This is a genomic window from Streptomyces sp. NPDC054794 (assembly GCF_053611585.1).
This window is the reverse complement of sequence record NZ_JBSHAQ010000075.1, coordinates 14,738-36,637: the sequence shown is the minus strand read 5'-3', so window position 1 is coordinate 36,637 and position 21,900 is coordinate 14,738. Positions and strand designations below refer to the sequence as shown.

At 72.7% G+C, this 21,900-nt stretch carries 16 protein-coding genes; 12 read left to right on the top strand and 4 right to left on the bottom strand.

The window, feature by feature from the left end:
- Window positions 1-88 precede the first annotated feature (88 nt).
- Window positions 89-1,663 (top strand): phytoene desaturase family protein, encoded by a 1,575-nt coding sequence (locus ACWGKT_RS44065; RefSeq protein ID WP_453278130.1) that lies wholly within the window; start codon window positions 89-91, stop codon window positions 1,661-1,663.
- Window positions 1,664-1,703: 40 nt separating this feature from the next.
- On the opposite strand, the gene ACWGKT_RS44060 is transcribed toward ACWGKT_RS44065, so the two are convergent.
- Window positions 1,704-3,506 carry a serine hydrolase gene (locus ACWGKT_RS44060; protein ID WP_453278129.1) on the bottom strand — a complete coding sequence of 601 codons (1,803 nt, stop codon included), beginning with the start codon at window positions 3,504-3,506 and terminating at the stop codon, window positions 1,704-1,706.
- Window positions 3,507-3,709: 203 nt separating this feature from the next.
- Between ACWGKT_RS44060 and ACWGKT_RS44055 the strand changes: the two genes are divergently transcribed.
- The 6 genes from ACWGKT_RS44055 to ACWGKT_RS44030 all read left to right on the top strand — a co-directional run bounded on the left by ACWGKT_RS44055 (window position 3,710) and on the right by ACWGKT_RS44030 (window position 11,704).
- On the top strand, window positions 3,710-4,819 hold the full coding sequence (locus ACWGKT_RS44055) for a nitronate monooxygenase (RefSeq protein WP_453278128.1): 1,110 nt from the start codon (window positions 3,710-3,712) through the stop codon (window positions 4,817-4,819).
- Window positions 4,816-6,366 carry an acyl-CoA synthetase gene (locus ACWGKT_RS44050; RefSeq protein ID WP_453278127.1) on the top strand — a complete coding sequence of 517 codons (1,551 nt, stop codon included), beginning with the start codon at window positions 4,816-4,818 and terminating at the stop codon, window positions 6,364-6,366. Before ACWGKT_RS44055 ends, ACWGKT_RS44050 begins: the two co-directional genes overlap by 4 nt.
- Before the next feature lie 81 nt (window positions 6,367-6,447).
- Window positions 6,448-7,944: an acyl-CoA synthetase gene (locus ACWGKT_RS44045; RefSeq protein WP_453278126.1), complete on the top strand. Its 1,497-nt coding sequence runs from the start codon at window positions 6,448-6,450 to the stop codon at window positions 7,942-7,944.
- 112 nt (window positions 7,945-8,056) lie between these two features.
- Window positions 8,057-9,292: an MFS transporter gene (locus ACWGKT_RS44040; RefSeq protein ID WP_356148435.1), complete on the top strand. Its 1,236-nt coding sequence runs from the start codon at window positions 8,057-8,059 to the stop codon at window positions 9,290-9,292.
- Between the two features lie 117 nt (window positions 9,293-9,409).
- Window positions 9,410-10,975 carry a metallophosphoesterase gene (locus tag ACWGKT_RS44035; protein ID WP_453278125.1) on the top strand — a complete coding sequence of 522 codons (1,566 nt, stop codon included), beginning with the start codon at window positions 9,410-9,412 and terminating at the stop codon, window positions 10,973-10,975.
- A gap of 9 nt (window positions 10,976-10,984) precedes the next feature.
- On the top strand, window positions 10,985-11,704 hold the full coding sequence (locus tag ACWGKT_RS44030; RefSeq protein ID WP_453278124.1) for a class I SAM-dependent methyltransferase: 720 nt from the start codon (window positions 10,985-10,987) through the stop codon (window positions 11,702-11,704).
- An 11-nt stretch (window positions 11,705-11,715) separates the two neighbouring features.
- Here the strand turns inward: ACWGKT_RS44030 and paaK are convergent, their stop codons facing one another.
- Window positions 11,716-13,014: a phenylacetate--CoA ligase PaaK gene (paaK, locus tag ACWGKT_RS44025; protein ID WP_453278123.1), complete on the bottom strand. Its 1,299-nt coding sequence runs from the start codon at window positions 13,012-13,014 to the stop codon at window positions 11,716-11,718.
- A 201-nt stretch (window positions 13,015-13,215) separates the two neighbouring features.
- Between paaK and ACWGKT_RS44020 the strand changes: the two genes are divergently transcribed.
- A complete protein-coding gene (locus ACWGKT_RS44020) occupies window positions 13,216-14,052 on the top strand; it encodes an alpha/beta fold hydrolase (RefSeq protein ID WP_356148447.1) in 837 nt (278 codons plus the stop codon).
- Window positions 14,053-14,062: 10 nt separating this feature from the next.
- On the opposite strand, the gene ACWGKT_RS44015 is transcribed toward ACWGKT_RS44020, so the two are convergent.
- Window positions 14,063-15,886, bottom strand: coding sequence for a sulfatase (locus ACWGKT_RS44015; RefSeq protein ID WP_453278122.1), 1,824 nt, complete (start codon window positions 15,884-15,886; stop codon window positions 14,063-14,065).
- A gap of 160 nt (window positions 15,887-16,046) precedes the next feature.
- Window positions 16,047-17,666 (bottom strand): acyl-CoA synthetase, encoded by a 1,620-nt coding sequence (locus ACWGKT_RS44010; protein WP_453278121.1) that lies wholly within the window; start codon window positions 17,664-17,666, stop codon window positions 16,047-16,049.
- A 175-nt stretch (window positions 17,667-17,841) separates the two neighbouring features.
- On the opposite strand from ACWGKT_RS44010, the gene ACWGKT_RS44005 reads away from it, so the two are divergent.
- The 4 genes from ACWGKT_RS44005 to ACWGKT_RS43990 are packed head-to-tail and all read left to right on the top strand — an operon-like array spanning window position 17,842 to window position 21,884.
- Window positions 17,842-18,642, top strand: coding sequence for a crotonase/enoyl-CoA hydratase family protein (locus ACWGKT_RS44005; RefSeq protein WP_453278120.1), 801 nt, complete (start codon window positions 17,842-17,844; stop codon window positions 18,640-18,642).
- A gap of 22 nt (window positions 18,643-18,664) precedes the next feature.
- The gene (locus ACWGKT_RS44000) at window positions 18,665-19,654 is read left to right on the top strand and encodes a Zn-ribbon domain-containing OB-fold protein (protein ID WP_453278119.1); all 990 of its coding nucleotides are present in this window, start codon (window positions 18,665-18,667) and stop codon (window positions 19,652-19,654) included.
- Entirely contained in the window at window positions 19,651-20,721 is a 1,071-nt protein-coding gene (locus tag ACWGKT_RS43995) for a thiolase domain-containing protein (RefSeq protein WP_453278118.1), read from the top strand. Before ACWGKT_RS44000 ends, ACWGKT_RS43995 begins: the two co-directional genes overlap by 4 nt.
- Window positions 20,718-21,884, top strand: a complete 1,167-nt coding sequence (locus tag ACWGKT_RS43990) for a thiolase domain-containing protein (RefSeq protein WP_453278117.1) — start codon at window positions 20,718-20,720, stop codon at window positions 21,882-21,884. The genes ACWGKT_RS43995 and ACWGKT_RS43990 overlap by 4 nt, the downstream gene beginning before the upstream one ends.
- The last annotated feature ends 16 nt before the right edge of the window (window positions 21,885-21,900 follow it).

Genomic DNA, 21,900 nt, shown 5'->3' with positions numbered 1-21,900 from the left:
ACCCGCCCGGGGGCCCGCCCGACCAGGGCCGGGCCCCCGGGCGCACCGTGCTCTCGCCGGCGCGGATCATCGCGTGTTACCAAGAACCATGCCTGCACACGAGGGAAACCGGACGTATGACGCCGTGATCGTCGGCGGTGGCCACAACGGCCTGGTCGCCGCCGCCTACCTGGCCCGGGCCGGACGGTCCGTGCTGGTCCTGGAGCGGCTGGACCACACCGGCGGCGCCGCCGTCTCGACGCGCCCCTTCGCCGGGGTGGAAGCCCGGCTGTCCCGCTACTCCTATCTGGTCAGCCTGCTGCCGCAGAAGATCGTGCGCGACCTCGGCCTGGACTTCCGTGTCCGGGGCCGCACCATCTCCTCGTACACCCCGGTGGAGCGGGACGGCCGTCCCACTGGGCTGCTCGTCGGCGGCGGGGAGGGGCGCACCCGCGAGGCCTTCGCCCGGCTGACCGGCGGCGAGCGCGAATACGCGTCCTGGCAGCGCTTCTACGCCATGACGGCCCGGGTCGCCGAGCGCGTCTTCCCCACCCTCACCGAACCCCTGCCCACGCGCGAGGAACTGCGCCGTCGCGTCGACGACGAGGACGCCTGGCGGGACCTGTTCGAGCGGCCGATCGGCGCCGCGATCGAGGAGCACTTCACCGACGACCTGGTGCGGGGCGTGGTCCTCACCGACGCCCTCATCGGCACCTTCGCCGACGCGCACGACGCCTCCCTGCGGCAGAACCGCTGCTTCCTCTACCACGTCATCGGCGGCGGCACCGGCGCCTGGGACGTGCCGGTCGGCGGCATGGGCGCCCTGACCGACGCGCTGGCCGCCGCTGCACGGGCCGCCGGCGCGGTGATCGCCACCGGTCACGAGGCCCTGCGTATCGAGACGGACGGGCGGACGGCCGAGGTCACCTACCGCACCGCCGACGGCGAGGGCGTCGCCGCCGCCCGGCACGTCCTGGTGAACGCCTCCCCGCAGGAACTCGCCGCCCTCACCGGCGACGAGGCGCCCACGCCCGCCGAGGGCGCCCAGCTCAAGGTGAACATGCTCCTCAAGCGGCTGCCCCGGCTGCGGGACACCTCCGTCGACCCGAGGGAGGCGTTCGCCGGCACCTTCCACATCGCCGAGGGGTACGGCCAACTGGCCGCCGCCCACGCCCAGGCCGCGTCCGGCGAGCTGCCCGCCGCGCCGCCCTCCGAGATCTACTGCCATTCCCTGACCGACCCCACGATCCTCGGCCCGGAACTGGTCGAACGCGGCTACCAGACCCTCACCCTGTTCGGCCTGCACACGCCCGCCCGGCTCTTCGCCCGGGACAACGACGCCGTACGCGACGCGCTCCTGAAGTCCACCCTCGCCCAGCTCGACGTCCACCTCGCCGAACCGCTCGCCGACTGTCTGGCCACCGACGCCGACGGCCGCCCCTGCATCGAGGCGAAGACCCCGCTGGACCTCGAACGCGACCTGCGCCTGCCCGGCGGCAACATCTTCCACCGCGACCTCGCCTGGCCGTACGCCCAGGAGGACACCGGCCGCTGGGGCGTGGAGACCCGGCACGCCAACGTCCTGCTGTGCGGGGCGGGCGCGGTGCGCGGCGGAGGGGTGAGCGGGGTGCCGGGGCACAACGCGGCCATGGCGGTACTGGAGACCGCCGCGCCCACGGACTGATCGCCGACGGCCGGCCGCCGTCGGCCCCGTCGCCCCCGGCCTAGTCGGCCGACGGCTCCCAGCCGACGGCCACGAGGCGTGCCCCGTCCGCCGGGCGCGCCTCGTCGAACACCACCGTGTCGCCCGCCTCCACCCGCAGGGCGTCCACGTACCCGCCCCGGCCGACATAGAGCCGGTCCGTCGTGCCGCGCCAGCGGAGGGCGAGGTGCCGGTCGGCCGGAAGCTCCGCGGTCAGCCGGTGCCAGACGCGCCCGGACCAGCCCGTGACGGTGCCGGCCGGGTGGTCCTGCGGGGCCGCGCCGTGCCGGACGGTCGTGAAGGGGACCGGCCGCCAGGTGGCGCCGTCGTCCGTGGAGGACTCCAGGGCGAGCAGGTCCGAGCGGGGCTCGGTGTCCCACCACAGGGCGCAGCGCAGGCGGGCGGCGCCCGCGGAGGTGTCGAGCGCGGGCAGGGTGAGCGTCGCGGTCGTGGCGTTCACCATGCCCGTGAACCAGGCCGTACGGCCGCGCGCCGGGCGGACGGGCACGGCACGCGCCAGGTTGTTGCCCGCGGCCACCCGGGGAGCGGATCCGGAGCGCCAACCGCGCACCGGATGCACCGAGTTGCCGAGCACGACGAGGAAGGAGTCGGTCGACGGGTCGAGGACCAGCGAGGTACCGGTGAAACCGGTGTGGCCCGCCGTGCGCGGGGTGGCCATCGCACCCATGTACCAGTGCTGGTAGAGCTCGAAGCCGAGCCCGTGCTCGTCGCCGGGGAAGGCGGTGTTGAAGTCGGTGAACATCAGCTCCACCGACTCCGGCCGAAGGATGCGCGCCCGGCCGTAGGCGCCGCCGTTGAGCAGGGTGCGGCCGAGCACGGCGAGGTCCCACGCGCAGGAGAACACCCCGGCGTGCCCCGCGACACCGCCGAGGCTGTACGCGTTCTCGTCGTGCACCTCGCCCCACACCAGTCCGCGGTCGAGCCCCGACCACGGCCTGCGCGCGTCCTCGGTCGCCGCGATCCTGGGCTTCCAGGAGGCGGGCGGGTTGTAGCGGGTACGGCGCAGGCCGAGCGGGGCGGTGATGTCGTCGTGCAGGAGGACGTCCAGGGTGCGGCCGGTGATCCGCTCCAGCACCAACTGGAGGGAGATCAGGTTCAGGTCCGAGTAGAGGTAGGCGGTGCCGGGCGGGTTCAGCGGCGCCTCGTCGTAGATCAGGCGCAGCTTCGCCTCGTGCGTCGGCGCGTTGTACAGCGGGATCCAGGGGCGGAAGCCCGAGGTGTGGGTGAGCAGTTGACGAATCGTCATGCCCTGCTTGCCCGCGGCCCCGAATTCCGGGACGTACGAGGCGACCGGCGCCTCCAGCTCCAGGGCGCCCCGCTCCCACTGCCGCACGGCCAGCAGCGAGGTGAACAGCTTGGAGACGGAGGCCAGGTCGAAGACGGTGTCCTCGGCCATGGGGATCTGCCCCTCGGCCGGGAACTCGACGCCGGTGTCGGTCTTCTCGTCGTACGCCGCGTAGCGCACCGCCATCCCGATCGGCCGGTGCAGGGCCACGGTGCCGCCGCGCCCGGCGAGCAGTACGGCGCCCGCGTACCAGGGGTGTTTGGGGGACGGGCCGAGGAACGTCTCGGCGTCCGTGACGAGTTGCCGCAGGTGCGGGGCGAGGAGTCCGGCGCGCTCCGGTGTGCCGTGGCGCAGGGTGGGGTGGCCGGACGCGGACTTCGGTGGCGCCGCGGCGGCGAGGCCGGCCGGGAAGGGGGCGAGCGTCAGCGCGCCGCCCAGGGCCAAGGCGGCACTGCCCAGTTGGCGGCGTGTCGGCCCGCGGCCGTCGCCCGTGTCCCGGTCCGCCGCGTCTTCGGCCATCGAGGAGCCTCCCGTCGTAGCGCCGCTGAAACCCTCGTGCCGCCTGTGCAGGGTGTCAACCGGGCCGCCCGGAAGTCGGCGTGAAGTCGCCGCCCGGGAAGGCCGCCCGCGAAATCCGGCGGCGCGCCGCCCGGTCAGCAGAAATCTGACGGTGTATCAGAATAGGCCTTCCGTCGTCCGGAGGACTGCGGCATCCTGCGCCCATGCAGACGGAGCTGAGCAAGCAACTGGGAGTCGAGCACGCCGTCTTCGGCTTCACGCCGTTCCCCGCCGTCGCCGCGGCCATCAGCCGGGCCGGCGGCTTCGGCGTGCTCGGCGCGGTCCGCTACACGGCCCCCGACGACCTCAAACGCGACCTCGACTGGATCGAGGCGCACGCCGAGGGCAGGCCCTACGGGCTGGACGTCGTGATGCCCGCCAAGAAGGTCGAGGGCGTGACCGAGGCCGACGTGGAGGCGATGATCCCCGAGGGGCACCGGGCGTTCGTCCAGGAGACCCTCACCAAGTACGGCGTGCCCGAACTGGCGCGGGGGGAGGCCTCCGGCTGGCGCATCACCGGCTGGATGGAGCAGGTGGCCCGCACCCAGCTCGACGTCGCCTTCAACTACCCGATCAAGCTGCTCGCCAACGCCCTCGGCTCCCCGCCCGCCGACATCGTGGCCCGCGCCCACGACCGCGGCGTGCTCGTCGCCGCGCTCGCGGGCAGCGCCCGGCACGCCCGCAAGCACAAGGACGCGGGCATCGACATCGTCGTGGCCCAGGGCTACGAGGCCGGCGGCCACACGGGCGAGATCGCCTCCATGGTGCTGACACCCGAGGTCGTCGAGGCCGTCGACCCGCTGCCCGTACTGGCGGCGGGCGGCATCGGCAGCGGACAGCAGGTGGCCGCGGCCCTCGCGCTCGGCGCCCAGGGAGTGTGGCTGGGCTCCCTGTGGCTGACCACGACCGAGGCCGATCTCCACTCGCCCGCCCTGACCCGCAAGCTCCTCGCCGCCGGGTCCGGCGACACCGTCCGCTCCCGGGCCCTGACCGGGAAGCCGGCCCGCCAGCTGCGCACCGAATGGACGGACGCCTGGGACGATCCGGGCGGGCCCGGCACCCTCCCGATGCCCCTGCAGGGCCTGCTGGTCGCCGAGGCCGTCTCGCGCATCCAGAAGTACGAGGTCGAGCCGCTGCTCGGCACACCCGTCGGTCAGATCGTCGGCCGGATGACCAGCGAACGCAGCGTCCAGGCCGTCTTCGACGACCTCACCCGCGGCTTCGAGGAAGCCGTGGACCGTATCAACCGCATCGCCGGAAGGAGCGGCCAGTGAGCACACCCCCCACCGGCTTCTGGGCCCAGGCCACCCAGGACCCCGACCGCGGCGTCCTCGTCGCCCCCGACGGCGAGGAGTGGACCGCCGGACGACTGCACGCCGCCGCCAACCGGCTCGTGCACGGCCTGCGCGCCGCTGGCCTGGAACGCGGCGACGCCTTCGCCGTCGTCCTGCCCAACGGCGTCGAGTTCTTCACGGCGTATCTCGCCGCCTCCCAGGCCGGGTTCTATCTCGTCCCGGTCAACCACCACCTGGTCGGCCCGGAGATCGCCTGGATCGTCTCCGACTCCGGCGCCAAGGTGCTCGTCGCGCACGAGCGGTTCGCGGAGCCCGCCCGGCACGCCGCCGACGAGGCGGGACTCCCGGCGACGCACCGGTACGCCGTCGGCACGGTCGAGGGCTTTCGGCCGTACGCCGAACTCCTCCACGGACAACCGGACTCCGCGCCCGCCGACCGCACCCTGGGCTGGGTCATGAACTACACCTCGGGCACCACCGGCCGCCCGCGCGGCATCCGGCGCCCGCTGCCCGGCAAGGCCCCCGAAGAGTCCTACCTCGGCGGCTTCCTCGGCATCTTCGGCATCCAGCCCTTCGACGACAACGTGCACCTCGTCTGCTCACCGCTGTACCACACGGCCGTCCTGCAGTTCGCGGGCGCGTCGCTGCACATCGGCCACCGGCTGGTGCTGATGGACAAGTGGACGCCCGAGGAGATGCTCCGCCTCATCGACACCCACGACTGCACGCACACCCATATGGTCCCGACCCAGTTCCACCGGCTCCTCGCCCTGCCGCAGGACACCAGGCAGGCGTACGACGTCTCGTCCATGCGGCACGCCATCCACGGCGCCGCCCCCTGCCCCGACCACGTGAAGCGGGCCATGATCGACTGGTGGGGCCACTGCGTGGAGGAGTACTACGCGGCCAGCGAGGGCGGCGGGGCCTTCGCGACCGCCGAGGACTGGCTGAAGAAGCCCGGCACCGTCGGCAAGGCCTGGCCGATCAGCGAACTCGCGATCTTCGACGACGACGGCAACCGGCTCCCGCCCGGCGAACTCGGCACCGTCTACCTGAAGATGAACACCGGCGGCTTCTCGTACCACAAGGACGAGGCCAAGACGAAGAAGAACCGCATCGGCGACTTCTTCACCGTCGGCGACCTCGGCCACCTCGACGAGGACGGCTACCTCTTCCTCCGCGACCGCAAGATCGACATGATCATCTCGGGCGGGGTCAACATCTACCCCGCCGAGATCGAGTCCGCCCTGCTCGCCCACCCCGCCGTCGCCGACGCAGCCGCCTTCGGCATCCCGCACGACGACTGGGGCGAGGAGGTCAAGGCGGTCGTCGAGCCCGCGCCGGGCCACGAACCCGGGCCCGACCTGGCCGCCGCGCTGCTCGCCCACTGCGCCGGACAGCTCGCCGGGTACAAGCGCCCCAAGAGCGTCGACTTCATCGCCGAGATGCCCCGCGATCCCAACGGAAAGCTGTACAAGCGACGCCTGCGGGACCCGTACTGGGAGGGCCGCACCCGCCCGGTGTGACCGCCCGCCGCGGCACTCCGTGGCAGCCCGTGGCCCCGGGTCCTTGACCTCGCCCTCGCGGCGGACAGAGGATCATGTGTCATGACGCAGGCACAGGGCAGCACGGTCGACGGGGTGCTGCGGCGCAGCGCCCGGCGCACCCCCGCGCGCGTCGCGGTGGAGTACAACGACCGCACATGGACGTACGCGGAACTCGACGAGGCCGTCTCCCGCGCGGCGGGTCTCCTCCTGGGCGAGGGCCTCGTCCCCGGCGACCGGGTCGGTGCCTACGGCCACAACTCCGACGCCTACCTGATCGCCTTCCTCGCCTGCTCCCGCGCGGGACTCGTGCACGTGCCGGTCAACCAGAACCTGACCGGGCAGGACCTCGCCTACATCGTCGGCCAGTCGGGCAGCACGCTGGTGCTCGCCGACCCGGGCCTCGCCGGGCAACTGCCGGACGGCCTACGGGTGATGCCACTGCGGGACAGCGACGACTCGTTCCTTACGCGGCTCGCCACGACCGCGCCGTACGAGGGTCCCGAGCCGCGCACCGAGGACCTGGTGCAGCTGCTCTACACCTCCGGCACCACCGCGCTGCCCAAGGGCGCGATGATGACCCACCGGGCCCTGGTGCACGAGTACCTGAGCGCGATCGCCGCGCTCGACCTGAGCGCCGGCGACCGGCCCGCGCACGCCCTGCCGCTGTACCACTCGGCCCAGATGCACGTGTTCCTGCTGCCCTACCTCGCGGTCGGCGCGACCAACGTCATCCTGGCCGCACCGGACGGGGACAGGCTCTTCGACCTGATCGAAGCCGGCCGCGTGGACAGCCTGTTCGCCCCGCCGACCGTGTGGATCGGCCTCACCCACCGCCCCGACTTCGCCACCCGGGACCTGGGCGGCCTGCGCAAGGCCTACTACGGCGCGTCGATCATGCCGGTGCCCGTCCTGGAGCGGCTGCGCGAGCGGTTCCCGAAGCTCGCCCTGTACAACTGCTTCGGCCAGAGCGAGATCGGCCCGCTGGCCACCGTGCTCGGCCCCGACGAACACAAGGGCCGGCTGGACTCCTGCGGCCGCACCGTGCTCTTCGTGGACGCCCGCGTGGTCGACTCCGACGGCGAGGACGTGCCCGACGGCACGCCCGGTGAAGTCGTCTACCGCTCACCGCAGTTGTGCGAGGGCTACTGGGAGAAGCCCGAGGAGACAGCCGAGGCCTTTCGCGACGGCTGGTTCCACTCGGGGGACATGGCCGTGCGGGACGCGCACGGCTACTTCACGATCGTCGACCGGGTCAAGGACGTCATCAACTCCGGTGGCGTACTGATCGCTTCACGCCAGGTCGAGGACGCCCTGTACACGCACGAGGCCGTCGCCGAGGCCGCCGTGATCGGCCTCCCCGACGAGCGCTGGATCGAGGCCGTCACGGCGGTCGTCGTGCGGCGCGCCGAGGTCACCGAGGACGAACTCGTCGCCCACGCCCGCGAGAAGCTGCCGCCCTTCAAGGCACCGAAACGGATCCTGTTCGTCGACGCGCTGCCGCGCAACGCGAGCGGCAAGATCCTCAAACGGGCACTGCGCGACCGCTTCGCGGACTAGCCGCCTCCACGATTCGAGCGCCTCGCGAGTGACGCGGCCGAGGATGGCGCCGACCGGGTCGTCGGCGTACGTCAGTCGGCCATGTGAACCGATTCCCGTGTGAGGTGTCCGCGTGCCCGCCTCCTGCGCACCGCCGACCACGCCCCGGTGGGTGATCCTCGTCCTGGCCCTCGCCTGCGGCGTGGGCGTCTCCACCATCTACTTCCCGCAGGCCATCAGCTCGCTGGTGGCCGCCGACCTGAACGTCACGGCCGGCTCGGCGGCCCTCGTGGTCACCGCGGCCCAACTCGGCTACGCGGCCGGCATCTTCCTGATCGTCCCGCTGGGCGACCGGCTGCCGCCCCGCCGGCTCATCGTCACGCTGCTCGCCCTGACCGCCCTCGGACTGCTCGCCGCCGGAACCGCCCCCACACTCCCGGTCCTGGTCGCCGCGAGCGCGGTCACCGGCGTCACCACGGTCGTGCCGCAGATCATCATCCCGATGGCCGCCGGCCTGGTCCCCGCCGACCGGCGCGGCGCGGTCACCGGCACGCTCCTCAGCGGCCTGATCGGCGGCATCCTGCTGGCCCGCACCTTCAGCGGCACCCTCGGCGCATGGCTGGGCTGGCGCGCCCCCTACCTGGTGGCCTCGGCGGCCCTCCTCGCCCTCGCGGCGGCCCTGTCCCGCGTGGTCCCGGCCACGACCCCGCCGTCGCGGGAGCGCTACCGGGAGCTCATCGCCGCCCCCGTGCGCCTGTGGCGCGAGGAGCCCGACCTGCGCCGCTCCTGCCTCTACCAGGCCATGGTCTTCGCCGGCTTCAGCGCCGCCTGGACCACGCTCACCCTGCTCGTGACCGGACCGGCGTACGGCAGGGGAGCGCAGACCGTGGGCGTGCTGGGCCTGGTCGGCGCCGCGAGCATGTTCTGCACGCCGTTCGCCGGGCGCGCGGCCGACCGCACGGGGTCCGACGCCGTGAGCCTGTGCTCGCTGCTCGGGGTCATCGGTTCGGCGGGCGTGCTCACGCTCGGCGGCACGGGCGGCGCGGCCGGGCTGGTCGCGCTGGCCGGCGGCATGGTGCTGCTCGACGTGGCGGCCCAGTGCGGGCAGGTCGCCAACCAGGCGCGGATCTTCTCGCTGCGGCCCCAGGCCCGGGCCCGTGTCAACACGGCCTACATGACGTGCGCGTTCCTCGGGGGCAGCGCGGGCTCGTGGCTCGGCGTGCGGGCGTACGGGTGGCTGGGGTGGCCGGGTGTGACGGGGCTGGTGGCGCTGTCGGCGTCGGTCGCGCTGGTCCGGCACGCGACCTGGGACCGGGGCCGTACGGCCGACGCCGTCGAGGAGGCCGTACCGTCCGGCCTCACCCGGTGACCCGTCGGCCGCGCCGGTGCGGTCACGCGCGGTGAGGCCACAAGAAGTCCGGTTCCATACCCGACACGGCTGCCGTCACCACGTCCGCCGTTCACGGCGCACGCGCACACAACAGACATGCGCTGCTGCTTCTCCGCTCCCCTCGCCGCCCTCGCGGCCGTCCCCGGTCCCTGTGAGGTACTGCGCTCCGGCCTGCTGCTCGCCCCCGCCCTGCTGCGGGCCGCCGCCGCACACCGCCTCCGTCCCCGTCACCCCCACCCCGTCGCAGCCGTCCACCTGGAACTGGTCACCCTCACCGAGGACCGCGCCGTCATCACGTGGTACACCGGCGTGCCCGGCACCGACGACGGCCCGGGCCGCATGCTGCCCGCCGTCACGGAGGGTGAAGTCGTCTACGGCACCCACCCCGCCCGCCTCCACCGCACCGCGGGCGAGGACCGGCCCACCGCTCACCACCACGTGGAGCTCACCGGCCTGGAGCCCGGGCAGACGTACTACTACCAGGCCCGCTCGCGGGGCGTGGCCGCCGTGCCCACATCGCTGCACCTGGTGCGCGGCAACGCCGCGGGCACCTCACGGCACGGCCTCGGCTCGCACGGCGGCCCGTACTCCTTCACCACCCCCGAGCCCCCGCCCGGCCGCCACCTCCTGTCCCTCGCGCTCTGCAACGACCTGCACCTCGGCGAGACCACCGCCGGCCTGGTGGCCGGAATCCCCCTGCTGCGCGGGATCTCCCAGCGCCCGGGACTGGCCCCGTACCCGGAGATCATGGGCCGGGCCCTGGTCGACGAGGCCCGCCGCCGCGGGGCGGACCTGCTGCTGGCCGCGGGTGACATCTCGGCGGGCGGCGCGCCGCGCGACCTGGCCGAGGCCAGAGCGATCCTGAACGGCTTCGGCGACCACGGGCGGGACTACTTCGTCGTCCGGGGCAACCACGACCGGCCCCGCCCCGAGCGGGGCGGGCGCGCGGGCGACGGCGGCGACGCCTTTTGCCGGGGCTTCGGCGAGGAGGACGGCCCCGGATACTTCGCCCGGGACGTGGCCGGACTGCGGATCATCGGCCTGGACACGTACGAGAAACGCGGCAACGGCGCCGACGCGGGCGGGCTCGGTGCCGAGCAACTGTCCTGGCTCCGGCGCCGGTTGCGCGCGAACGCGGAACAGCCCACCGTGGTCTTCGGCCACCACCCGCTGACCGTGCGCGACTCCCTCTTCCCGGTGAGCGCCGGGCAGCGCCTCGGCCGCCGCCAGGCCCGCTCGATCCTGGAGGCCTACGCCGCCGCCCCGGGCGTCTTCCTGCACCACGCCGGCCACACCCACCGCAACAAGCGCACCGTCCTGCCGCTCGCCCCGCACGTCACCCTGCAGGAGGTCGGCGCCGCCAAGGAATATCCGGGCGGGTTCAGCCTGCTGCGGATCCACTCCGGCGGCTACGCCCTGAACTTCTACAAGGCGCGCGGCCCCGAGGCCCTGGACTGGAGCGAGCGCAGCCGCCGGATGGCGGGGGGACTGTGGCCGCACCACGCGTTCGGCCGCTCGGTCGCCGACCGCAACAGCGTGGCGGCCCACGACCTGTCCGGAATCTCCCGCCCGGCAGCGCCGCGGGCGCCCCGTTCACCCCAAGGGATGACGCCCGCCACGAACCACCGCCCGGCCCTGGCCCAGGGGGTGGCCCCTCCGTAACCTCAGGACATGTCGACCCTGTGGGAACTCATGCACGACTGCATCCCCGACGACCACGCGCGCCAAGTCAATTCCCGCTACTACCTCGACGAGGCCATGAGCTCCGCGGGGGCGCCGGACCGGGTGGTCGACCTCGGCTGCGGTCGCGGCACGTCCGCCGGTCTCTTCCGGCGACACGATCCGAAGGTGCGCTGGGTGGGGGTCGACATCCGGGACTCACCGGAGGCCCATCAGCGCCGGCCCGGCCAGGACCCGGTGGTGTACTACGACGGCGTCCGCCTCCCGTTCCGCACGGACGGCGTGCCGCTCATCTACTCGCACCAGGTCTTCGAGCACGTCGCGCGCCCCAGGGAGCTCCTGCGCGAGGTGGGCCGGGTCCTGCGACCTGGCGGGCTGTTCATCGGCAGCACCTCGCAGTTCGAGCCCTACCACTCCTTCAGCCTGTGGAACTACACGCCGTACGGATTCCGCGTGCTGGTCGAGGAGGCCGGGCTCGCCCTGGACGAGATCCGGCCCTCCCTCGACGGCGTGACCCTGATCATGCGCACCTACCACTCCACCCGGAAGAAGCAGTACGGCCGGTACTGGGAGGAGGAGTCCCCGCTCAACACGGAGATCGACACCTGGGCGCGCAGGACGCGGCGGCGGACGGCGCTGGTGAACCTGCGCAAGCTCACCTTCTGCGGCCAGTTCGCGTTCCGGGTGACCAAACCCGCCTCCCGCGCCTGACGCCGCCGCCCTCAGCCGCGCTGCCGCAGGTCCACGATGCGCCGGATCTTGCCCACGGACCGCTCCAGGGACTCCGGCTCGACGATCTCGACCGCGACGGACACGCCGATGCCGTCCTTCACGGCGGCGGCGATGCTCCGCGCGGCCGACTCCCGCGCCTCGGCGCTCGCGTCGGGCCGCGCCTCGGCCCGCACCGTGAGCGCGTCCAGACGGCCCTCCCGGGTCAGACGCAGCTGGAAGTGCGGGGCGACGCCCGGGGTGCGCAGCACGATCTCCTCGATCTGCGTCGGGAACAGATTGACCCCGCGCAGGATCACCATGTCGTCGCTGCGCCCGGTGATCTTCTGCATCCGTCGGAACACCCGGGCCGTGCCCGGCAGCAACCGGGTCAGGTCCCTGGTCCGGTAACGGATGACCGGCATGCCCTCCTTGGTGAGCGAGGTGAAGACCAGTTCGCCCTCCTCGCCCTCCGGCAGCACCTCGCCCGTGATCGGGTCGACGACCTCCGGGAAGAAGTGGTCCTCCCAGATGTGCAGGCCGTCCTTCGTCTCCACGCACTCCTGGGCGACACCCGGGCCGATGACCTCCGACAGCCCGTACAGGTCGACCGCGTCGATCGCGAACCGCTCCTCGATCTCGCGCCGCATCTGCTCGGTCCACGGCTCGGCGCCGAACACGCCGACCCGCAGCGAGGTGCTCCGCGGGTCCACGCCCTGCCGTTCGAACTCGTCGAGCAACGTCAGCATGTACGAGGGGGTGACCATGATGATGCCGGGTTCGAGGTCCTGGATCAGCTGCACCTGGCGGGCCGTCATGCCGCCGGACGCCGGGACGACCGTACAGCCGAGGCGTTCGGCGCCGTAGTGGGCGCCCAGACCGCCGGTGAACAGCCCATAGCCGTACGCCACATGAACCGTGTCGCCGGGCCGCCCGCCCGCCGCCCGGATCGAGCGCGCCACCATGTCGGCCCACATGGACAGGTCGTTCTCCGTGTAGCCGACCACCGTGGGGCGCCCGGTGGTGCCGCTCGACGCGTGGATGCGGCGGATGCGGTCGCGGGGCACGGCGAACATGCCGTACGGGTAGTTCTCCCGCAGGTCGGCCTTGGTGGTGAAGGGGAAGCGGGCCAGGTCGTCCAGCGAGCGGCAGTCCTCCGGCCGGACTCCGGCCTTGTCGAAGGAGGCCCGGTAGAAGGGCACGTTCTCGTACGCGTGCCGCAGCGAGGACCGCAGCCGCTCCAGCTGCAGCGCCCTGAGTGCCTCCGCGTCCAGCCGTTCCCCCGGGTCGAACAGCTCCGTCGCTTCCGCCATGGGGGGCCACTCCCTCGCCGATCGTGCCGATTCGGGCGACCGATCATTCGGTCGATCTGTCCGGGACAGTAATCCAGGCCATTGGGACCCGGGCAAGAGGTCTGCCCGCACTTCTTGACCTTGCCCCGGCCGCCGGAGGGGACACGCGTCCCGGGGAATCGGAGTTGCGGTCGGGTGCGGCGGGCGCCCATGATCGGCGGCATGCCTACGTTCACCGCGCCCGACGGGACCGAGCTCGCCTACCACGTCCGCGGCGAGGGTGAGCCCCTCGTCGTCCTGCCCGGAGGAGCGATGCGGGCCTCCGTCTACCTCGGCGACCTCGGCGGCCTGACCGCCCATCGCCGGCTGGTCCTGCTCGACCTGCGGGGCACCGGTGACTCCGCGATACCGGCCGATCCGGCGACGTACCGCTGCGACCACATGGTCGACGACGTGGAGGCATTGCGAGCTCACATGGGGCTGGAGCACATGGATCTGCTCGCGCACTCGGCGGGCGGCTGCCTGGGGACGCTGTACGCGGCGCGGTATCCGCGGCGCGTGCGGCGGCTCGCGCTGATCACCGCCAACCCGTCGGCCCTCGGTCTGCGGGCCACCGCCGAGGACCGGCTGGCCGCGGCGCGACTGCGCGCGCACGAGCCCTGGTTCGCGCAGGGGTTCTCGGCCCTGGAGGCCTGGCTGGCGGGGGAGGGCGACTTCGACCCGGCGTTCGTCCCCTTCTTCTACGGCCGGTGGGACGCCGCCGCCGAGGCGCATGACGCGGCCACCGAGGAGCAGACCAACGAGGAGGCGGAAGGCGTCTATTTCGCCGACGGCGCCTTCGACCCGGACGCGACCCGTGCCGCGCTCAAGGCGCTGACCGCCCCGGTCCTGGTGCACGCGGGCGAACTCGACGGCGGCCCCAGCCCCGACCTCGCCCGCCGCGCCGCCGACGCCTTCCCGGCCGCCGAGTTCACGGTCCAGCCCGGTGCCGGCCACTTCCCGTGGCTGGACGACCCGGAGTGGTTCGTACGCCGGGTCGTCGCCTTCCTGGACCGGTGAGGCGGGCGGCTCAGCCGCCGCTGGGGCCGTACGCCGTCATGAAGCGGTCGCGGAACCGGTTCATCGGCCAGATGGGCGCGTCGTGGGCGGGCTTGAGACCCTCCGTCCAGCCCCAGTCGGAGATCCGGTCGAGGATCTTCGGATCGCGGGCGACGATCGTGACCGGCACCTCGCGGCTGGTGCTGCCCGCGGTGACGGTCGGCACCGGCTGGTGGTCGCCGAGGAAGACCAGGACGGTGTCGTCGTCGCCGTAGCGGCGCAGGAACCCGGTGAGGCTGCGCAGCGAGTACTCGATGGCGCCCCGGTACTCGGCACGGACGCTCTCCGGGTTCTTCCAGACCTCCTTGGGGTCCTTGCCCTCCTTCTTGATCCGTTCGAAGACCGAGCCGTCGCCGAGGTCGTTCCAGTCGATCATGTGGGCGACGGGGGCCCAGGGGTTGTGGCTGGAGGCCAGGATGATCTCCGCCATCATCGGGCCCCGGTCCTTCCTGCCGAACTCCAGCCGCTGGAAGGCCTCCAGGCTGAACTGGTCGGGCACGGGCGTCCAGCTGAAGTACGGGCCGTGGTAGCCGAGGTGCTCGGAGTCGTAGATGTGGTCGAGGCCGAAGAACCTGCCCTCCGGCCAGGCGCGGCGCACCCCGGGCACGATGCCGACCGTGCTCCAGGCACCGGTCTTGCGGAAGTAGCGGGTCAGGGTCATGCGGTCGCTGGAGGTGAGGTTGCGGTAGCGCTGCTGGTTCTTGATCCACAGGCCGGACAGGAACGTGGAGTGGGCCAGCCAGCTGCCGGCGCCGGTCACGGGGGACCGGAGCCAGCCGCTGCGCGCGGCGAACCCGGCCGCCTTCAGGTCGGCGGTGCCCTCCTTGAGGACCGCGTCGACGCGCGGTGCCATCGCCGGGTCCTCGATGGCGGTACGGCCGTAGCTCTCGATGAACGTGAACAGCACGTCCTTGCCGCGCAGGCCGGTCAGCAACCGGTCCGGCGGCGTGTTCGCGAAGGCGTCGACCGCGGCCTGTCCGCGGAAGACGTCGGCGTCCCGCAGTCCCGCCTGCACCTGCTGGATCCGGTTGTCGACGAGTTCGGCGTCGATCTTGGAGGCGACCGGGATGTCGCCGAACTGCACGCCGAGCGTGACGCAGGTGATCCACGCGGTGCCGAGGATCAGCGTGGTGCGGGCGGCCACCGGGCGGTGGCGGACCATCAGGTTCGTCAGCCGCACCGTCGCCAGCGTCGTCAGGACGAGCACGACGACGACGAGGAGCAGCGCCGCGGCGACGGCGAGCACCTCGCCGCTCCGGCCGAACGACTCCCGCACCCACGCGGCCGCGTCGTCGAGCAGGACCCAGTCGAGGACCAGGTCGAAGGGGCGGACCAGCACCGAGTAGAAGCCCATGTCGAGGGCCTTGACGAGGGTCAGCGTCCCCAGCAACAGGCCCGCGACGACCGCCGTGACGCGTCTCGCCCGGGCCGGCAGCGCGAGCAACAGGCCCGCGAGCAGGATGCCTTCGGCCGGGATGCGCAGGAAGGCGGTGAAAGTGATCCGTTCGAGCTGGTTCGGCAGCAACAGCGCGCCGAGCACGAGGAGACCGGCCAGAACGCTGGTCCCCACACTCACCCCCCGCCCGACCCACGGGTACCTGCGCCGCCACCCGAACAGCCCGGGCCGACCGGGGACGGGGCCCTCCGGGCGGACTTCCGGGGAGCCTTCGTCGACATCGCGGTCCCCGGTGTCGCCCTCCTCGGTGGCCGTGGCCGTGGCCGTGGCCGTGGCCGTGGCCGTGGCCGAGTCCGGCCCGGTGCGCGGTGGTCGGTGCGGAGGGGGGAGGTGCGACACCCGAAGGTCCTTCCGTGCGTGGCCCGGTGCTGGCGGGGCGGGCCGGGCTCGGAGGGCCAGGACCGTCATCCCCCGTACGGCCCCATGTCACTGCTTGTTCAACAAAGGGCCGGACGTGCGCACAGAGTACGCCGAGCTCCCTCACGCGCGGCCGATCCACCTACCGGTCCGCCGCCAGGGCCACGTCCCGCGCCCACCGGTAGTCAGCCTTGCCGCTCGGCGACCGCTGGACGGTCTCGGTGAGCACGAGCTGACGGGGAATCTTGTACCCGGCCAGATGCGCGCGGCAGTGGTTCTGGATGTCGGTGAGGGAGAGCCGGTCCGCGCCCGCGCGCAGTTGGACGACCGCCGCGACGTGGTTGCCCCACTTCGCGTCCGGGACCCCGGCCACCAGTGCGTCGTACACGTCCGGATGGGACTTCAGCGCCTGCTCGACCTCCTCCGGGTAGACCTTCTCGCCCCCGGTGTTGATGCACTGCGAACCGCGCCCCAGGACGGTGACGACGCCCTCCTCGTCGACGGTCGCCATGTCGCCGAGCAGCACCCAGCGCCTGCCGTCCCTCTCGAAGAAGGTCTCCGCGGTCTTCTTCGGGTCGTTGTAGTAGCCGAGCGGCACGTTGCCGCACTGGGCGACCCGGCCGATCTCGCCCACGGCGACCGGCTCGTGGGTGGCCGGGTCCACCACCCGGGTACGGAAGTTGACGCGGATCCGGAAGCCGCGCTCGGGACCGGAGTCGTCCGTCGCCGTGCCGTTGAACCCGGACTCGGAGGAGCCGAAGTTGTTGAGCAGCAGGGCGTTCGGGACCAGCTCCCGGAACTGCCTGCGCACGGTCTCCGACATGATCGCGCCCGACGAGGACACGCTGAACATCGAGGAGCAGTCCGTGCCCTTCAGCGGCCCGTTCAGCGCGTCGATCAGCGGCCGCAGCATCGCGTCGCCCACCAGCGACACGCTGGTGACCTTCTCCCTCTCGATCGTCCGCAGCACCTCCTCGGGCACGAACTTGCGGTGGAGCACGACGCGTTGCCCGAAGTTGAAGGCGATGAACGCGGTCAGGGTGGACGTGCCGTGCATCAGCGGGGGAGTGGGGAAGAAGGTGATCCCCGAGCCGCCGGCCGCGACCCGCTCGGCCAGCTCCTCCGGCTTCTGCACGGGCTCCCCGGTCGGCGCCCCGCCCCCCAGACCCGCGAAGAACAGGTCCTCCTGGCGCCACATCACGCCCTTGGGCATCCCGGTCGTACCGCCGGTGTAGATGATGAACTGGTCGTCCGCCGACCGTGCCGGAAAGCCCCGCCCCGGCGCCCCCGCCGCCTCGGCGGCCGCGAAGTCCACGGCGGCCGGCTCCGCCGCCCCGGACCGGGCGGTCCCCACCCGCACCAGGTGCCGCAGCTTCTCCGTACGCGGCAGCGCCGCGGCCACCCGGTCCGTGAACTCCGCGTCGAAGACCAGGGCCGCCAGGTCGGCGTCCCGGTAGAGGTACACCAACTCCTCTTCGACATAGCGGTAGTTGACGTTGACGGGCACGACCCGCGCCTTCAGGCAGCCGAGCACGGTCTGCAGGTACTCGACCCCGTTGTAGAGGTGGAGCCCGAGGTGCTCGCCGGGCCGGATCCCGCTGTCGACCAGATGGTGGCCGATGCGGTTCGCGGCCGCGTCGAGCTCCGCGTACGTCAGCCGGCGCTCCGCGCCCGTGCCGGGGTGGTCGAGGTACACGAGCGCCTCGCGGTCCGGGACCGCGTCGACGACCGACTCGAACAGGTCGGCAAGGTTGTACTCCACCGCTCCTCCTGACCCCGGGCGTGCCTGGTATCCGACGGTTCGCCGGTCATCAGAGCAAAGGGGACGCCAACTGTGAAGAGTCCGCGCGAAGAAATCTGACTGTCTGTCAGAAAACCCTTGAAGTGCTCCCCCGCCTACTGCAACCTGTTCTCGTTCTGTCAGAGGGGAGACGGTCATGGGTGGGACGGAACACCTCACCGTGCGGCGCGAGGGCGCCACACTCGTACTCACGCTCAACAGGCCCGAAGCCAAGAACGCGCTCTCGCTGCCGATGCTCGTGGGCCTCTACGACGGCTGGATCGAGGCCGACGAGGACGACACGGTCCGCTCGGTCGTGCTCACCGGCGCCGGCGGAGCCTTCTGCGCCGGGATGGACCTCAAGGCGCTGGCGGGCGACGGGATGGCGGGCGAACACCACCGCGACCGGCTCAAGGCCGATCCCGACCTGCACTGGAAGGCGATGCTGCGCCACCACCGCCCCCGCAAACCGGTGATCGCCGCCGTCGAGGGGTACTGCGTCGCGGGCGGCACCGAGATCCTGCAGGGCACCGACATCCGGGTCGCGGGCGAGTCCGCGACCTTCGGACTGTTCGAGGTGCGGCGCGGTCTGTTCCCGATCGGCGGTTCCACCGTCCGGCTGCAACGCCAGATTCCGCGCACCCACGCCCTGGAGATGCTGCTGACCGGTCGGCCGTACAGCGCCCGCGAGGCCGCCGACATCGGGCTGATCGGCCATGTCGTCCCCGACGGCGAGGCGGTGGCCAAGGCCCTGGAGATCGCCGAGCAGATCAACGCCTGCGGCCCGCTGGCCGTCGAGGCCGTCAAGGCGTCGGTGTACGAGACCGCCGAGCTGACCGAGACCGACGGCCTCGCGGCCGAACTGGGGCGCGGCTGGCCGGTGTTCGACACCGCGGACGCCAAGGAGGGGGCCCGTGCCTTCGCGGAGAAGCGGCCCCCCGTCTACAAGCGCGCCTGACCCGCACAAGGAGAGAGCCGCGATGCCCGAAGTCCTCAAGGCCCCGCTGGTCGTCGAGTTCCCCTTCACCCGCTCCGTCGGCCCCGTCCAGAGCGCCTTCCTGACCGGGCTGCGCGAGCGCGTCGTCCTCGGGGTGCGCACCGGCGACGGCCGTACGCTCGTCCCGCCCGTCGAGTACGACCCGGTCACCGCCGAGGAGCTCCGCGACCTCGTCGAGGTCGCCCCCACCGGCACCGTCACCACCTGGGCCTGGAACCACGAACCCCGCCGCGGCCAGCCCCTGACCAGCCCCTTCGCCTGGGTCCTGGTCCGGCTCGACGGCGCCGACACCGCCCTGCTGCACGCCCTGGACGCCCCGGGCCCCGATACGGTGCGCACCGGTATGCGCGTGCGCGTCCGCTGGGCCGAGCAACGCTCCGGCGCCATCACGGACATCGCCTGCTTCGAACCGTACGAGGGCGAGAACGCGGGCGAGGACGCGGGCGTGAACATGGGGGAGCACGCGGGTGGGGCAGCCGCGGCCGCCCGCCACAGCGGCGAGTTCGAGGACGCGATCAGCGGGATCGTCGCCCCGGCCCGGCTCGACTACACCTACTCGCCCGGCCGTGCCCAGACCGCCTACATCAACGCCCTCTCCGGCCGGCGCACGGTCGGCGAGCGCTGCCCGTCCTGCCGGAAGGTGTACGTCCCGCCGAGGGGTGCGTGCCCCACATGTGGTGTCGCCACATCGGAACAGGTCGAGGTGGGTCCCCGCGGCACGGTCACCACCTTCTGCATCGTCAACATCAAGGCGAAGAACCTGGACATCGAGGTGCCGTACGTCTACGCGCACATCGCCCTCGACGGCGCCGGCCTCGCGCTGCACGGCCGCATCGGCGGCATCCCCTACGACCAGGTGCGCATGGGCCTGCGCGTCGAACCGGTGTGGACCGACGGGGCCCGCTACCCCGACCACTACCGGCCTTGCGGTGAGCCCGACGCGGACTACGAGACGTACAAGGAGCTGCTGTGACCCGGGAAGAAGCACCGGCGCCCCGCGAGATCGCCGTCGTCGCCTTCGCCCAGACCGACCACCGGCGCACCACCGACGAGCTCTCCGAGGTGGAGATGCTCATGCCGGTGCTGCACGACGTCCTCGGGCAGACCGGCCTGCGGACCGCCGACATCGGCTTCACCTGCTCCGGCTCCAGCGACTACCTCGCCGGCCGGGCCTTCTCCTTCACCCTCGCCCTCGACGGCGTCGGCGCCTGGCCGCCGATCTCCGAGTCGCACGTGGAGATGGACGGCGCGTGGGCGCTGTACGAGGCGTGGACCAAGCTGCTCACCGGGGACGCGGACACCGCGCTCGTCTACGCGTACGGCAAGTCCTCGCCCGGCTCCGTGCGCGACGTCCTGACCCGGCAGCTCGACCCGTACTATGTGGCGCCGCTGTGGCCGGACTCCGTCGCCCTGGCCGCCCTGCAGGCCCGGGCCCTCATGGACGGGGGCGACACCGACGAGCCCGCTCTCGCCGCGGTGGCCGCCCGCAGCCGTGCGGACGCGTCCGCCAACTCCCATGCCCAGCTGCGCGGTCCGGTGCCCCAGGGCGACTATCTCGTACGGCCCCTGCGCACCGGCGACTGCCCGCCCATCGGCGACGGCGCCGCCGCCGTCGTCCTCGCCGCCGGGGACCGGGTCCGTGAGCTGTGCGCTCGGCCCGCCTGGATCCGGGGCATCGACCACCGCATCGAGGCGCACGGCCTCGGCGTGCGCGACCTGACCGACTCGCCCTCCGCCCGGCTCGCCGCCGAACGGGCCGGTGCCTTCGAACGGCCGGTCGACACCGCCGAGTTGCACGCGCCGTTCAGCTCGCAGGAGGTCGTCCTGCGCAAGGCGCTCCGGCTCGGCGACGACGTGCGCGTCAACCCTTCCGGCGGCGCCCTCGCCGCCAACCCGATCATGGCCGCGGGGCTGATCCGGATCGGCGAGGCCGCCGCCCGCATCCACCGCGGCGAGGCCGACCGGGCGCTCGCCCACGCCACCTCCGGCCCGTGCCTGCAACAGAACCTGGTCGCCGTACTCGAAGGGGATCCGCGATGAGCAAGGAACCCGTGGCCGTCGTGGGAATCGGCCAGACCAAGCACGTCGCGGCCCGCCGGGACGTGTCGATCGCCGGGCTCGTCCGGGAGGCGGCCGCACGGGCACTGGCGGACGCCGAGCTGACCTGGGCCGACATCGACGCCGTCGTCATCGGCAAGGCGCCCGACTTCTTCGAGGGCGTCATGATGCCCGAGCTCTACCTCGCCGACGCCCTCGGCGCGGTCGGCAAACCCATGCTGAGGGTGCACACGGCGGGCTCGGTCGGCGGGTCCACGGCGCTGGTCGCGGCCAACCTCGTAGCGGCTCGCGTCCACGGCACGGTCCTCACCCTCGCCTTCGAAAAACAGTCCGAGTCCAACGCCATGTGGGGCCTGTCCCTGCCCATCCCCTTCCAACAACCGCTGCTCGCGGGCGCCGGCGGCTTCTTCGCCCCGCACGTGCGCGCCTACATGCGGCGCAGCGGCGCCCCCGACACGGTCGGCTCACTGGTCGCCTACAAGGACCGGCGCAACGCCCTGAAGAACCCCTACGCGCACCTCCACGAGCACGACATCACCCTGCAGAAGGTCCAGGCCTCCCCGATGCTCTGGGACCCCATCCGCTACTCGGAGACCTGCCCGTCCTCCGACGGCGCCTGCGCGATGGTCCTCACCGACCGCGCCGGAGCGGCCCGCGCGCCGCGGCGCCCCGCCTGGATGCTGGGCGGCGCCATGCGCAGCGAGCCCACCCTGTTCGCCGGGAAGGACTTCGTGTCGCCGCAGGCCGGCAAGGACTGCGCCGCCGACGTCTACCGGCAGGCCGGCATCGCCGACCCGCGCCGGGACATCGACGCCGTCGAGATGTACGTGCCGTTCTCCTGGTACGAGCCGATGTGGCTGGAGAACCTCGGCTTCGCCGAGGAGGGCGAGGGCTGGAAGCTCACCGAGTCCGGGGTGACCGAGCTCGACGGCGACCTGCCCGTCAACATGTCGGGCGGGGTGCTGTCCACCAACCCCATCGGCGCCTCCGGCATGATCCGCTTCGCGGAGGCCGCGCTCCAGGCGCGCGGGCTCGCCGGAGAGCACCAGGTGGAGCGGGCCCGGAAGGTCCTCGGGCACGCCTACGGCGGCGGCTCGCAGTTCTTCTCCATGTGGCTCGTGGGCGCCGCACCGCCCGACTCCTGAAAGGTCCTCCCGACGT

Coding starts and splice junctions, on each gene's coding strand:
- ACWGKT_RS44030 (WP_453278124.1), top strand. CDS start 10,985: ATGTCGACCCTGTGGGAACTCATGCACGACTGCATCCCCGACGACCAC.
- ACWGKT_RS43990 (WP_453278117.1), top strand. CDS start 20,718: ATGAGCAAGGAACCCGTGGCCGTCGTGGGAATCGGCCAGACCAAGCAC.
- ACWGKT_RS44055 (WP_453278128.1), top strand. CDS start 3,710: ATGCAGACGGAGCTGAGCAAGCAACTGGGAGTCGAGCACGCCGTCTTC.
- ACWGKT_RS44005 (WP_453278120.1), top strand. CDS start 17,842: ATGGGTGGGACGGAACACCTCACCGTGCGGCGCGAGGGCGCCACACTC.
- ACWGKT_RS44065 (WP_453278130.1), top strand. CDS start 89: ATGCCTGCACACGAGGGAAACCGGACGTATGACGCCGTGATCGTCGGC.
- paaK (WP_453278123.1), bottom strand. CDS start 13,014: ATGGCGGAAGCGACGGAGCTGTTCGACCCGGGGGAACGGCTGGACGCG.
- ACWGKT_RS44020 (WP_356148447.1), top strand. CDS start 13,216: ATGCCTACGTTCACCGCGCCCGACGGGACCGAGCTCGCCTACCACGTC.
- ACWGKT_RS44035 (WP_453278125.1), top strand. CDS start 9,410: ATGCGCTGCTGCTTCTCCGCTCCCCTCGCCGCCCTCGCGGCCGTCCCC.
- ACWGKT_RS44045 (WP_453278126.1), top strand. CDS start 6,448: ATGACGCAGGCACAGGGCAGCACGGTCGACGGGGTGCTGCGGCGCAGC.
- ACWGKT_RS44060 (WP_453278129.1), bottom strand. CDS start 3,506: ATGGCCGAAGACGCGGCGGACCGGGACACGGGCGACGGCCGCGGGCCG.
- ACWGKT_RS44000 (WP_453278119.1), top strand. CDS start 18,665: ATGCCCGAAGTCCTCAAGGCCCCGCTGGTCGTCGAGTTCCCCTTCACC.